The 12416-nt window shown below is 66.9% G+C and carries 11 protein-coding genes, 1 tRNA gene and 2 pseudogenes; 8 read left to right on the forward strand and 6 right to left on the reverse strand.

What is annotated here, in order from left to right; all coding sequences use genetic code 11:
• Positions 1–31 precede the first annotated feature (31 nt).
• The 4 genes from WMK75_RS12250 to thrS form a co-directional block, all read right to left on the reverse strand.
• A complete protein-coding gene (locus tag WMK75_RS12250) occupies positions 32–694 on the reverse strand; it encodes a DsbA family oxidoreductase (RefSeq protein WP_347267947.1) in 663 nt (220 codons plus the stop codon).
• Entirely contained in the window at positions 691–2157 is a 1467-nt protein-coding gene (locus WMK75_RS12255; RefSeq protein ID WP_347267948.1) for a class I adenylate-forming enzyme family protein, read from the reverse strand. The genes WMK75_RS12250 and WMK75_RS12255 overlap by 4 nt, the downstream gene beginning before the upstream one ends.
• A gap of 190 nt (positions 2158–2347) precedes the next feature.
• Positions 2348–2554 carry a cold-shock protein gene (locus WMK75_RS12260; RefSeq protein WP_347267949.1) on the reverse strand — a complete coding sequence of 69 codons (207 nt, stop codon included), beginning with the start codon at positions 2552–2554 and terminating at the stop codon, positions 2348–2350.
• 229 nt (positions 2555–2783) lie between these two features.
• Positions 2784–4730, reverse strand: coding sequence for a threonine--tRNA ligase (gene thrS, locus WMK75_RS12265; protein ID WP_347267950.1), 1947 nt, complete (start codon positions 4728–4730; stop codon positions 2784–2786).
• A gap of 168 nt (positions 4731–4898) precedes the next feature.
• On the opposite strand from thrS, the gene WMK75_RS12270 reads away from it, so the two are divergent.
• The gene (locus WMK75_RS12270; protein WP_347267951.1) at positions 4899–5648 is read left to right on the forward strand and encodes an alpha/beta hydrolase; all 750 of its coding nucleotides are present in this window, start codon (positions 4899–4901) and stop codon (positions 5646–5648) included.
• An 18-nt stretch (positions 5649–5666) separates the two neighbouring features.
• Here WMK75_RS12270 and phaZ read toward each other — a convergent pair whose 3' ends face one another.
• Positions 5667–6995 carry a polyhydroxyalkanoate depolymerase gene (gene phaZ / locus WMK75_RS12275; protein WP_347267957.1) on the reverse strand — a complete coding sequence of 443 codons (1329 nt, stop codon included), beginning with the start codon at positions 6993–6995 and terminating at the stop codon, positions 5667–5669.
• 147 nt (positions 6996–7142) lie between these two features.
• Between phaZ and phaC the strand changes: the two genes are divergently transcribed.
• From phaC to WMK75_RS12305, 6 genes are all read left to right on the forward strand, one after another.
• The gene (phaC, locus tag WMK75_RS12280) at positions 7143–9326 is read left to right on the forward strand and encodes a class I poly(R)-hydroxyalkanoic acid synthase (RefSeq protein WP_347267952.1); all 2184 of its coding nucleotides are present in this window, start codon (positions 7143–7145) and stop codon (positions 9324–9326) included.
• 125 nt (positions 9327–9451) lie between these two features.
• Positions 9452–9916 (forward strand): phasin family protein, encoded by a 465-nt coding sequence (locus WMK75_RS12285; RefSeq protein ID WP_347267953.1) that lies wholly within the window; start codon positions 9452–9454, stop codon positions 9914–9916.
• Positions 9917–10073: 157 nt separating this feature from the next.
• A complete protein-coding gene (phaR, locus tag WMK75_RS12290) occupies positions 10074–10661 on the forward strand; it encodes a polyhydroxyalkanoate synthesis repressor PhaR (RefSeq protein WP_347267954.1) in 588 nt (195 codons plus the stop codon).
• A 50-nt stretch (positions 10662–10711) separates the two neighbouring features.
• Positions 10712–10801, forward strand: a tRNA-Ser gene (locus WMK75_RS12295).
• A 289-nt stretch (positions 10802–11090) separates the two neighbouring features.
• A complete protein-coding gene (locus tag WMK75_RS12300; protein ID WP_347267955.1) occupies positions 11091–11321 on the forward strand; it encodes a hypothetical protein in 231 nt (76 codons plus the stop codon).
• Positions 11322–11567: 246 nt separating this feature from the next.
• Positions 11568–11882, forward strand: a complete 315-nt coding sequence (locus WMK75_RS12305; RefSeq protein ID WP_347267956.1) for a phage BR0599 family protein — start codon at positions 11568–11570, stop codon at positions 11880–11882.
• Here WMK75_RS12305 and WMK75_RS12310 read toward each other — a convergent pair.
• A pseudogene (locus tag WMK75_RS12310) lies at positions 11873–12079 on the reverse strand (ATP-binding protein); the annotation flags it as partial. The gene WMK75_RS12305 and the pseudogene WMK75_RS12310 sit on opposite strands and share 10 nt — an antisense overlap.
• Between WMK75_RS12310 and WMK75_RS12315 the strand changes: the two are divergent.
• Positions 12075–12341, forward strand: a pseudogene (locus WMK75_RS12315) (phage tail protein); the annotation flags it as partial. The pseudogenes WMK75_RS12310 and WMK75_RS12315 overlap by 5 nt on opposite strands.
• Between the last annotated feature and the right edge of the window lie 75 nt (positions 12342–12416).

Below are 12416 nucleotides of genomic sequence, written 5' to 3' on the forward strand. Positions count from 1 at the left end.
CCAGATTTAGTGTGCGTGTCGCAGCGCAAATCTAGCTGTTGGGGGTCTGGCCGGTCAACTCGTCGATGACATCCTGCCACAGGCGGGCGGGCTGGGCGCCGCTTGCGACATGGGTCCCGGCGATGATGAAGGTCGGCACCGAGGTGATGCCGCGCCGGCGCGCCTGCATTTCGCGGGCGGCGATCTGGTCGCGGTCCGCGGTCGTGGCCAGCAGCCGGCGGACCATCTCGGCGCTCATGCCCGCCGCGGCGCCGATCCCGGCCAGCACTTCGAGGTCGGAGATATTGCGGCCCTCGCGCCAATGCGCGCGCAGCAGCCCGGACATGACCGGGGTCTGCACGCCCTCGAGCCCGGCCCAGTAAAGCAGCCGGTGCGCGTTCAGCGTGTTCGGGGCGCGCTGGATCAGCGAGGGATTGATCTGCAGGCCCAGGCGCTCGCCGGCCTCCAGCACCGGGCGCATGGCGGCAAGGATGCCCTGCGCGTCGCCGAATTTCGACTTCATGTAGGCGGGGTAATCCATGCCCGCCTGCGGCATCTGCGGATCCAGCTGGAAGGGCTGCCAGCTGATGGCGAGGGGATGGAGGGGGCGGCTTTCCAGCGCCCGGTCCAGTTCCGCCTTGCCGATCAGGCACCAGGGACAGACCGGGTCGGCGAATATGTCAAGCTGGACCTGGCCGGGCAGGGGATCGGTCATGGCTGGTCCTTGCGATGGGCCTCACGCAGGGCGCGGCGGTTGATCTTGCCGGTGGCGGTGCGGGGCAGGGTGGGAAGGTGGATGTATGCGCGCGGCTGCTTGTAGCGCGCAAGCCGCGTGTCGGCATGGGCACGCAGGCTTTCGGCGTCAAGGGTGCCGGTCCAGAAGGCGGCGATGACGCTGCTGCCCGGCGCGACCGGCAGTTCGGTCACCGCGACCTCGCCGGCGCCGGGGTGGCTGGCAAGCGCCTCCTCGACCTCGGCGGGCGAGACGCGAAAGCCGCCGGCGTTCATCATGTCGTCGGCGCGGCCGAGGCTGTGGATCGCGCCCTCGGGCGTCATTCGCACCAGATCGCCGGTCAGGAACCACGCGCCGCGAAAGCGCGCGGCGGTCTCTTGCGGCTGGTCGAGATAGCCAAGGAACAGCCCCGGGTCCGAGCGGTGCACCGCCAGCGTGCCGGGCTGGCCGGGGGTGCATTCCCGGCCGTCCTCGTCCAGGATGGCGATGCGGCGCCCGGGCTGGGGAAAGCCGGTGCTGCCGGGCGGTGCCGGGCGCGCCGGGCTGCCCGAGACGAAGGTCGAGCATTCCGACATGCCCAGAGCCTCGTGCAGGTCGGTGCCGGTGCGGGCCTGCCAGGCGGCGCGCAGGCCGGGGTCCAGGCGCTCGCCCGCGGTCAGGCCGTGGCGCAGCCCGGGCCAGGGCCGCCAGTCGCCGCGCAGCATCTGGCGAAACACCCCGGGGGCGGCGGCGACGATGCTGGCGCCGTGGCGAGCGGCCAGCAGCGGGATCTGTTCGGGGGCGATGCCCGAGGCCGGGATCAACGCCGTCGCCCCCATGGTCCAGGGATCCATCAGCCCGGTGCCGAGTGTGAAGGTCCAGTTGAAGGCGCCGCAATGCAAAAGCCGGTCCTGCGCCGTCAGCCCGTACCAGCCCTGAAACATCATCTGCCGCGCCAGGATGGCGCGATGCGCGTGACAGACGCCGCGCGGCTGGCCCGATGTGCCCGAGGTGAAGACGATATAGGCCAGATCATCCGGGGCGGCCGGGGCGAAACCGGCCCCGGGCAGGGTCTGGAAACCGGCACGGGTCCGGGCGTCCAGCAGCGGCGCGGCATGGTCGGGCAGGGCGATGCCGGCGTCGGCCGCGATCGCTGCGGGCCGGACCAGCCGGGCGATGCGGGTGATTTCCGCCGCGGTCAGCTGCGCCGAACTGGGCACCGGCACGATGCCGGCGGCGATGGCGCCCAGCCAGGTGACCGGAAAGCCGGAGGTGTTGCCCAGCCGCAGCAGCAGCCGGTCGCCGGGCCTCAGCCCGCTGCGCAAAAGCCCGGTCGCGGTGCCCAGCACCGCCTGACGCAGCCGGCCATGCGACCAGCGCTCGGCGCGGCCGAGCCCGACCACCGACATGGCCAGCCTGTCCGGCGTCAGCGCGCCCGTCCGCAGCACATGCTCGGCCAGATTCATCGTCTTTTCCGTCGCAGCCATGGCGTCGAGATAACCGCAGGCGGTGCGCCGGAAAAGAGGGGGCTTTGCGCCCCCGTCGCGTGCCGCGATTCCCCCGCAGGATAATTGGGCAGGAAAGAAGCCGGGGGCGACGCAAATGCAAACGGCCCGCGACGGGGCGGGCCGTTTCCAGTCTCTGGCGATCGGACGATCAGAGCAGCTTCAGGTCGCTGGCCGAGCTGCGGCCGTCGCGGCCGGACTGCAGTTCATAGCCGATCTTCTGATTGTCGTTCAGCCCGGTCAGGCCGGCGCGCTCGACGGCCGAGATGTGCACGAACACATCCTTGCCGCCGTCATCGGGGGCGATGAAGCCATAGCCTTTGGTGGCGTTGAACCATTTAACGGTGCCGGTAGCCATTATACCGTCTCTCCTTCAAGTGATCCCGGGGCGAGATTGCGCCCGGGGCCGTGCAGCCCTTTCCCGTCAAGTCCGGCTGCCCCGTGAAGGGAGGCGGTAGAAAGTCGTGCTCACGCGGTCGGCAGGATGAACGATTCGTGAAAAAACGCAAGTCAGAAAGCGCCGCGCGAAGTGACGCAAGGTTACCTGGCGCGGCGCCGCGGGCGGTTTCCCGCCGCGGCGCGGGGCGTCAGCGCAGGTCGGGGGGCGTGGCCTCATCGACAAGCCGGGCGAGGGCCTCGGCCAGCGCAAGGCTTTCGCTGCCCTGCCTGTCGAGGCGGCGCACCGAGACGCTGCGCTCCTCGACCTCCCGAAGGCCCACGGCCATGATCACCGGCACCTTGCCCAGCGAATGTTCGCGCACCTTGTAGTTGATCTTTTCATTGCGGGTATCAGCCTCGGCGCGCAGGCCCGCGGCGCGCAGTGCCTTCACGATCTCGTGAACGTAATCATCCGCTGCCGAGACGATCGAGGCGACCACCACCTGGCGCGGCGCCAGCCACAGCGGCAGCTTGCCGGCATAGTTCTCGATCAGGATGCCGATGAAACGCTCAAAGCTGCCCAGCACGGCGCGGTGCAGCATGACGGGCATGTGCTTGGCCCCGTCCTCGCCGACATATTCCGCGCCGAGGCGCTGCGGCAGGTTGAAGTCGCACTGGAACGTGCCGCATTGCCATTCGCGGCCGATGGCGTCGGTCAGCTTGAAGTCCAGCTTGGGGCCGTAGAAGGCGCCGTCGCCGGGGTTCACCTCATAGGGCAGGCCGAGATGCTCGATGGCGCCCGAAAGCGCCGCCTCGGCCTTGTCCCAGATCGCGTCCGAGCCCACGCGCACATCGGGCCGGGTCGAGAGCTTGATGTCGAACCTCGAGAAGCCGAGGTCTTCGTAGACCGAGGACAGCAGGCCGATGAAGCCGGCGCATTCCTGCTTGATCTGGTCCTCGGTGCAGAAGATATGCGCGTCGTCCTGCACGAAACCGCGCACCCGCATCAGCCCGTGCATGGCGCCCGAAGGCTCATAGCGGTGGCACGAGCCGAATTCCGCCAGGCGCAAGGGCAGGTCGCGGTAGGATTTCAGCCCGTGGTTATAGACCTGCACATGGCAGGGGCAGTTCATCGGCTTGAGCGCATTGATGCGCTTTTCCTTGGCGCCTTCCTCGTCCACCTCGACCAGGAACATGTTCTCGCGATAGGCTTCCCAATGGCCGGATTTTTCCCACAGCACCCGGTCCACCACCTGCGGCGTCCTGATTTCCCTGTAGTCGGCGCGGATCAGGCGACGGCGCATGTAGGATTCCAGCTCGCGGTAGATCGACCAGCCGTTCGGGTGCCAGAAGACCATGCCGGGGGCCTCTTCCTGGAAATGGAACAGCTCCATTTCGCGGCCCAGCTTGCGGTGGTCGCGTTTGGCGGCCTCCTCGAGCATGGTCATATGCGCCTTGAGGTCGTCGCGGTTCCTGAAGGCCACGCCGTAGATGCGCTGCAGCATCGGGCGGCTCGCGTCGCCCAGCCAATAGGCGCCGGCGACATGCGTCAGCTTGAAGGCGTCGGCCGGAACCTGGCCGGTGTGCTGCAGATGCGGGCCGCGGCAGAGGTCCTGCCAGTCGCCGTGCCAATACATGCGAATCGGCTCATCCCCGGGGATGCGGTTGATGAGTTCGACCTTGAATGGCTCACCCGCCGCCTCGTAATGGGCGATGGCGCGGGCGCGGTCCCAGAGCTCGGTGCGGACCGGATCGCGGGCGGCGATGATCTGCTTCATCCGCGATTCGATCAGGCCGAGGTCGTCGGGGGTGAAATGCTCGGCGCGGTCGAAATCGTAGAACCAGCCCTGATCGCGAACCGGGCCGATGGTGACCTTCACATCCGGCCAAAGCTCCTGCACGGCGCGGGCCATGATATGGGCGAGGTCGTGGCGGATCAGTTCCAGCGCGGGATCCGCGTCCTTCATCGTGTTGATGGCGATGGCGCCCGATTGCGCGATCGGCCATTGCAGGTCGATGTGCCGGCCGTCGAGGCTGGCGGAGATCGCATTCTTGGCCAGGCTGGGGGCGATCGAGGCGGCCACCTCGGCTGCGGTTACGCCGGCGGGGTATTCACGCGCATTGCCATCGGGGAAGGTGAGGGAGATCAGGGACATGCGTCCTCCTCGTCGGTTTGGCGCCCACGGAACGCCCGGTTGCGGGTTATGTGGCGCGGGTGTTGCGCGATTGCCGGGAATTGTCAATGCGGCTAGGCAGGGGTGGGGGCTGTACGCCCCCGTCGCGTGCCGCGACTCCCCCCGCAGGTTATTTGGGCAAGAAAGAACATGACACAGTATTTCGAGGGGCCGCAGGGGCGGCGGATCGCCTATAACCGGCTGGACGGGCAGGGGCCGGGCATCGTCTTTCTGGGCGGGTTCCGGTCGGACATGCAGGGCACCAAGGCGTTGTGGCTGGAGGAATGGGCGCGCGAACGCGGCCGGGCCTTTCTGCGGCTGGACTATTCCGGGCATGGCGAATCCTCGGGTGCCTTCGAGGACGGGGTGATCGGCGACTGGTTTGCCGATGCCATGGCCGCCATCCAGGGTCTGACCACCGGCCAGCAGGTGCTGGTGGGTTCCTCGATGGGGGGCTGGATCGCGCTGCTGGTGGCACGCGCCATCCCCGAGCGCCTGGCCGGGCTGGTCACCATCGCCGCGGCGCCCGATTTCACCCAGCGCGGCTGCGAGGCCGGATTCTCCGAGGCCGAGCGCGCCCGCATGCAGCAGGAGGGGCGGGTGGAGCAGGCCTGCGACTATGGCGGCGATGCCTATGTCATCACCCGGCGCCTGATCGAGGACGGGCGCGATCATCTGGTCATGAACCAGCCGCTGCCGCTGCCGTTTCCGGTGCGCTTTCTGCAAGGCACCGAGGATCGCGATGTGCCGATGGCCTGGGCGCTGGAACTGCTGGCGCATGGTTCGGGGGGCGACCTGCGCCTGACCCTGGTCAAGGGCGCCGACCATCGCTTTTCGACGCCGGACTGCCTGGCGCTGATCGGCGAGGCCGTCGCCGAGGTGACGGCGCGCGCCGTCTGAGGGCACGCGCCGCGCGGCTCAGACCGCGATCTTGCAGTCGTCCTCGCCCGGGTTGATGCGCAGCTGCAGCGAGGGGGTCGTGGCATCGCCGCCGCGCTTGCGCCGGATGCCGCCGGGGTGAAGCTGATCGTCCATGAAGTCCAGAACCAGCGGCCGGATGTTCAGCCGCCAGCTGCGGCCGGCAAAGATGCCGTAATGACCGGCGCCCGGCTCGAGGTGCTGGTATTTGCGATTCGCCGGCACGCCAGTGCAGAGCGACAGCGCCGAGACGCATTGGCCGGGGGCCGAGATGTCGTCATTCGCGCCCTCGACCGTCATCACCTTGGCAGTGGTGATCTTGCCCAGATCGACCGGCTTGCCCTCGACCGAGAAGCAGTTGCGCGCGATCTCGCGCTCCTTGAAGATGCGTCCGACGGTCGAGAGGTAGAATTCCGCCGTCATGTCCATGACCGACAGATATTCGTCGTAGAAGACGTTGTGCTTGTCGCCCTCGGAGCCCTGGCCGCGCGCCTCGGCATAGATCTTGTTGAGGAATGCGCGCATATGCGTGTCGGCATTCATCGAGATGAACGACGAGAGCTGCGCCAGACCGGGATAGACCATGCGCCCGGCGCCGCGATACTTGAAGCCGACCTGCTGGATCATCAGGTAGTCGAGTTCGCCCATGGTCATGCGGTTGCCAAAGTCGGTGACATCGGTCGCGGCGGCATCGGGGTCGATCGGGCCGCCGATCAGGATCAGCGAGCGCGGCTGTTCGGCGGGCGTTTCCTCGGCGATGATGGCGGCGGCGGCCAGGGCCAGCGGCGCCGGCTGGCAGATGGCGATCACATGCAGGTCGGGCCCGAGGTGGCGCATGAAATCCACCAGATAGCGGGTGTAATCCTCGATGTCGAACTTGCCGCAACTGACCGGGATGTCGCGGGCATTGCGCCAGTCCGTCACATAGACCTCGCAATCGGGCAGCAGCGAGCTGACCGTGGTGCGCAGGAGCGTGGCGTAATGGCCGGACATCGGGGCGACGAGCAGGACCTTGCGCGGCATGGGTTCGCGGCGCGCGACCCGGAAATGCACGAGATCGCCGAAGGGGCGCTCGATCACCGGCTCGACATAGACCATGTGGTCCTGGCCAAGTTCCGAGACGATGGGCGGGATCTCCCAGTCGGGCTTGATGACCATGCGCGCGAAGCTGCGCTCGGTCACCCGTCCCCAGGCCGACATCAGCTTGAACATCGGATTGGGGATCATCGCGAAGGCCGGATAGGAGGCGAGCGCCCTGGCGCTGGCGCCGGCCCATTCGCTGGTGTTGCGGATCGTCTCCATCGCGTCGTAGGAGATGATCCCCCTTATACCCTTGTATGTCGTCATCGTCGCCTGCCTATGCTAAGGGCCACCCGAATCTGGCCCACCGGATTCTGGCGTGCCGGGACCGGACACGCCTTTACCTGAGAACCGCACTGGGCATAATGATTTTACGGTCACGGAGGATTGTCAATTATGTCGGGCAAGGACGATAAGCCGGATGCGGCGCCGGAGAGTGAAAAGTCGGCTGGGTCGGATGCGGGCGGCAAGGTCCGGGCTGCGGACGCCTCGCTGACCGCCGGGGCAAGCCCGGCGACGCCGGGCGTTTCGCCCGAGAAAGCGGACGAGGCCGCCAAGCCGGCGCGCGGCAAGGCCGCCGCTGCCAAGAACGCGGGCCGGGGCACCGCCACGCGCAGCAGGTCGGCGACCCGCAGCGACACCCGCACCGGCACGCATCGCAAGCAATCCGCCAAGGCCAAGGCCGAAGCCGCTCCCGCCGCGGTCAGCGGCGAGGTGCTGCCCCCGGTCGCGCCTGCGCCGGCTGCTGCGCCAGCGCCGGCTGCAGCCGAGTCCGCGGCCCAGAACCCGCGCACCGCGGCCTTTGTCGAGGCGGCTTTCGGCGTGAAGAGCCGCCTGCCCGGACAGCTGGCCGAGAACATCGAGCGCATCGAGTCGCTGACCCAGCGCCTGGTCACCGCGCTGTCGCAGCGCCGCGCGCACAGCCCCGGGGTCGAGATGCCCGGCCCGGATCTGTTCACCACCGCCACCACCGCCTGGGTCAAGCTGCTGACCGAGCAGCCCGAGCGCGTGCTGGGCCAGCAGGTGAATTTCTGGGGCGAGACGCTGCGTCACTTTGCCGAGGCGCAGGCGGCGATGGCCCGCGGCACCCTCTCTGCCCCGGAGAGCGATTCGCCCCGGGACCGGCGATTCTCGAATCCGCTGTGGGAGACGCATCCCTATTTCAACTTCATCAAGCGCCAGTATCAGATCAACGCCCAGGCGCTGCGGGAAGCCGCCAGCGCGCTGGACCTGCCCGAGCTGAGCGACCAGCGCCGGATCGAATGGTTCACCCGCCAGATGATCGACATGATGGCGCCGACCAATTTCCTCGCGACCAACCCGGACGCGCTGGAGAAGGCGCTGGAGACCGAGGGCGAAAGCCTGGTGCGCGGGCTTGAGAATCTGGTGCGCGATGTCGAGCAGCACGGGGGCGAGCTGATCGTCTCGCTGTCCGACCGCGAGGCCTTCCGCGTGGGCGAGAACATCGGCGCCACCCAGGGAACCGTCGTCGCCCGCACCCGGCTTTACGAGCTGATCCAGTATCGCCCGACCACCGCCGAAGTCCATGACATCCCGCTGGTGATCTTTCCACCATGGATCAACAAGTTCTACATCATGGACCTGAAGCCGCAAAACAGCCTGATCAAATGGATCGTCGATCAGGGCTATACGCTGTTCGTGGTCGCCTGGAAGAACCCGGACGCAAGCTATGCCGACACCGGCATGGACGATTATGTGTCCTCCTATCTCGAGGTCATGGACCGGGTGCTGGACCTGACCGACCAGGAAAGGCTGAACGTGGTCGGCTATTGCATTGCCGGCACCACCCTGGCGCTGACGCTGTCGCTGCTCAAGCAGCGCGGCGACGAGCGGGTGAACTCGGCCACCTTCTTCACCACGCTCACCGATTTTGCCGACCAGGGCGAGTTCACCCCCTATCTGCAGGATGATTTCGTCTCGGGGATCGAGGAGGAGGTGGCGCGCGGCGGCATCCTGGGGGCGCAGCTGATGACGCGCACCTTCAGCTTCCTGCGCGCCAACGATCTGGTCTGGGGGCCGGCGATTCGCAGCTACATGCTGGGCGAGACGCCGCCGGCCTTCGACCTGCTGTTCTGGAACGGCGACGGCACCAACCTGCCGGGCCGCATGGCGGTCGAATATCTGCGCGGCCTGTGCCAGAAGAACAGCTTCGTGGGCGACGGATTCGAGGTCATGGGCCACAAGCTGCGCGTTTCCGAGGTCACGGTGCCGCTTTGCGCCATCGCCTGCGAAACCGACCACATCGCGCCCTGGACCGACAGCTGGCGCGGCGTGGCGCAGATGGGCTCGCGCGACAAGACCTTCATCCTGTCCGAATCCGGCCATATCGCCGGCATCATCAACCCGCCCAGCAAGAAGAAATACGGCCACTACACATCGGACGCCGGTTTCGGCAAGGGCGAGCAATACTGGCGCGACAAGGCACAGCATCACGAGGGCAGCTGGTGGGGCCGCTGGGGCGAGTGGCTGCGCCAGCATTCCGGCGCCATGACCGCCGCACGCGAGCCGGCCGCGGGCTTTGGCCCGGCACCCGGCAGCTACGTCCACGAGCGGGCGTAACGAGCGGGCGCAAAATTATTCTGCGACGCAGCAAAAAACTTCTTGCAATGCTGCGGCGCAGAAAGTATATCGGGGTCACGGAATTCAACAGGCGGCCGATCTGATGCCGCAAATGGAGAAAAGAAATGGCCAAGACCCCCGACTTCACCAAGACCCTGCAAGACGTTCTGGCGAAATTCCCGGTCGACACCTCGTCGTTCCAGGACGCCTTCAAGTCGCAGACCGCCCTGGGCGAGAAACTGGCGAAAGTGACCCTGGCTGCCGCCGAGCGCTCGACCGAGATCTCGTCGCAGTGGGCCAAGGACACCATCGCGCGCCTGGGCGAACTGACCGCCTCGAAGGAAGAGCCGGCTGAATACGCCAAAGCCGTCAGCGATTTCGCCAGCGCCGCTGCCGAAGCCGCCGCCGAGCACATGGCCGCCTTCGCCGAAGTCGCCAAGAAAGTGCAGATGGACACCGTCGACCTGATGCTGACCGCCGGCAAGGACCTGGCCTCGGACGCGCAGAAAGCCGCCGAGAAGGCCGCCCGCGACACCCAGGCTGCCGTGAAGAAGGCCGCGACCACCGCGACCACCGCTGCCAAGGTCTGATTTCGACCTGAACCGGTATCGAAAGGGGGGCGCCCGTTGCCCCCCTTTTGCCGTTTTCTGCCCTGCCGCGACGGGCAAAGGCGCCAGGCTGCGCTTTTCCTTTGCATTTTCCGGGGGCATTACCCATCATCGCTGCAAATGCATCGCCGGAGGAGCCATGGCCGAGGCCGCGAACACGACCCCGCTTCTGATCAAGCGCTATGCGAGCCGCCGTCTCTATAACACCGAGACGAGCGATTATGTCACGCTTGACGACATTGCCGGCTTCATCCGTGCCGGCCGCCAGGTGCGCATCGTGGATCTTCGCACCGGCGACGACCTGACGCGCCAGTATCTGCTGCAGATCATCGCCGAACACGAGGGCAGGGGCGAGAATGTCCTGCCCATCGACGTGCTGATCGACTTGGTGCGCAGCTACACGACCCAGGCGCAGTCGGTCGTGCCGCAATTCCTTGCCGCCAGTTTCGAGATGCTGCGCGAGGGCCAGTCGAAGGTCATGGAGAACCTCTCGACCTTTCCCAACCCGATGTCGTCCATGCCCGGCTTCGAGGCGCTGCAGCGCCAGCAGCAGGCCTTCCTCAAGGCGATGTCCTCGGGCTGGGGTGTAAGCGGCAGCGACGACGCCGATCCGGCCGCACCCGAACTCGACGCGCGACGCGGCAGGAAAAAGACGGGCGAGCCCGAGGACATGGCCGAGATCCGCCGGCAACTGGCCGAACTGCAGAAGCGGATTTCAAAGCTTTGACGGTTCTGCGGCTTGCGCCCGTGCGCCGGCCGCGCTAGACGATCCGCCACGGACAGTTGGCCGAGTGGTCGAAGGCGCACGCCTGGAAAGTGTGTAGGCGGGGAACCGTCTCGAGGGTTCGAATCCCTCACTGTCCGCCATCACTTCAATTAAATCAATAGTTTACGCTGGTGTTTTCGATACACCCACCATTGCGCCCACCATCCTGAAAACGCTTGGATGCTATCCATTGCGACAGGACAGCCCCAGCTGCATCAGCTAGGGTGGGGTAGGTCAAAGTCTGTCCCGACCCGGCCCCGGACCCGCGCCCCAAGTCAGCGCACACATCCGCAATTCAGAAAAACGCAAAAGCCCCCGCGCTAGGCAGGGGCTTCATGGTCGGGTCGGAGGGCGGTTCATTGCGTTGGGGCGGTCATGGACTAGACCTATTTGTGTTTCAGTTATTTTCCGGTTCGCGCGCTCGGCATCGCGCATCTGGCGGGCTTCGTGGATGCCCTTGCGGGACAGGCCAAGGTCGGACGGCCCCAGCAATTGTTCCCGGCTGGAACAATTGGGGTTCCCCGCCTTCGCCACTTCGCCCCGATCCTGCGCGGCGTCGTATTTCTCGGCCAGACGCATTTCAGCGCGGGCCGCGAAGTTCGGGACATCAAGCCCCGCTGAGCCGCCCCGCCGCTTTCCTGCTTTCCCGCATGAGTTCCGCCACCGCTCGGCGTAGCGCCTCGGCCTCCTTGGTTCGGCCACCGTGTCGATAGCCGGGATTGGCAGGGCCTGACCTGGCCCCGCCATACGCGCCGTGAACGCGGCAGACGGCCCAGCCTGTCACAGCAGGGCACTTGCACCGCGCGCCCGTGCGCTTGGCCTTGCGGTGTCGATCTGGACGCGTCAGCCTTCAGGGCAACGGGTGCGGTGATCGACCAGCTGCGCGACCGGGCGTTCACCGCCTCGGGACTCGGTGGCATCAAAGCGGGCTGGTTCACCTTTGGCACGGTCGAATGGGCCAGCGGCGCCAATGCCGGACGGCGGGCCGAGGTCATCGCGCACGATCTGACGGATGGCATCGCCGTTCTGACGTTGCTGAAAGCGCCGGTGCGGGCCATTGCGCATTTCGCGGAATTGGGGCAGCGATTTCGCGTGATCGCGGGCACGCATTTCACGCTATCGCGGGCAGCCGTTTCGCGGTCGCGGGCAGGCTGGTCGACAGGTTCATGGGGTCAGGCCTGAGGGCCGAGGTCAAGAGGTTTCGTGGCTCTTCGCCGCATGCTTTCACCAGATAGCTGAAGGCGGTGGGCATTGTGGACGAGCCGGTCGAGGATGGCATCCGCCAGGGTGGGGTCACCAATGGCTTCATGCCAATGATCGACGGGAAGCTGGCTCGTGACGATGGTGGAACCTCGCCCGTGACGATCCTCGAGGATCTGGGGTGCGGTCGAAGGCTACGCCATCACCGCGCTGGAAAGCCCCCGTGCCTCGATCACCACGCTGTCGCGCCACTTCGGCTTCGACGCCGTCGAGGCCGAGGGCGTGATCCGCTTCGTGATGCGCGGGCGGACATCCGTCACCACGCTTGCGCCCGACGATCTGGTCGCCTCCCGCGAGGGCGACGTGCTGGAACTGACCCGCGCACAGGAGACCGAACTGCCGCAGGCCCTGAAATGGCAGCTGGCCCGCGCCGACGAGGATGAGCTATGGCTGAATTTGGGTGACGCGGCTTGATCATGCGGCGCGGCTTTGGCTGGCATCGTCAGCGGCGACGCC

This window comes from Paracoccus sp. (in: a-proteobacteria) (assembly GCF_039808215.1).
Classification (GTDB): domain Bacteria; phylum Pseudomonadota; class Alphaproteobacteria; order Rhodobacterales; family Rhodobacteraceae; genus Paracoccus.

What these genes read in the sequence shown, in the direction of transcription:
- WMK75_RS12285 (WP_347267953.1), top strand. Translation starts at nt 9,452, where the DNA reads ATGGCCAAGACCCCCGACTTCACCAAGACCCTGCAAGACGTTCTGGCG.
- thrS (WP_347267950.1), bottom strand. Translation starts at nt 4,730, where the DNA reads ATGTCCCTGATCTCCCTCACCTTCCCCGATGGCAATGCGCGTGAATAC.
- phaR (WP_347267954.1), top strand. Translation starts at nt 10,074, where the DNA reads ATGGCCGAGGCCGCGAACACGACCCCGCTTCTGATCAAGCGCTATGCG.
- WMK75_RS12260 (WP_347267949.1), bottom strand. Translation starts at nt 2,554, where the DNA reads ATGGCTACCGGCACCGTTAAATGGTTCAACGCCACCAAAGGCTATGGC.
- WMK75_RS12250 (WP_347267947.1), bottom strand. Translation starts at nt 694, where the DNA reads ATGACCGATCCCCTGCCCGGCCAGGTCCAGCTTGACATATTCGCCGAC.
- WMK75_RS12255 (WP_347267948.1), bottom strand. Translation starts at nt 2,157, where the DNA reads ATGAATCTGGCCGAGCATGTGCTGCGGACGGGCGCGCTGACGCCGGAC.
- phaC (WP_347267952.1), top strand. Translation starts at nt 7,143, where the DNA reads ATGTCGGGCAAGGACGATAAGCCGGATGCGGCGCCGGAGAGTGAAAAG.
- WMK75_RS12270 (WP_347267951.1), top strand. Translation starts at nt 4,899, where the DNA reads ATGACACAGTATTTCGAGGGGCCGCAGGGGCGGCGGATCGCCTATAAC.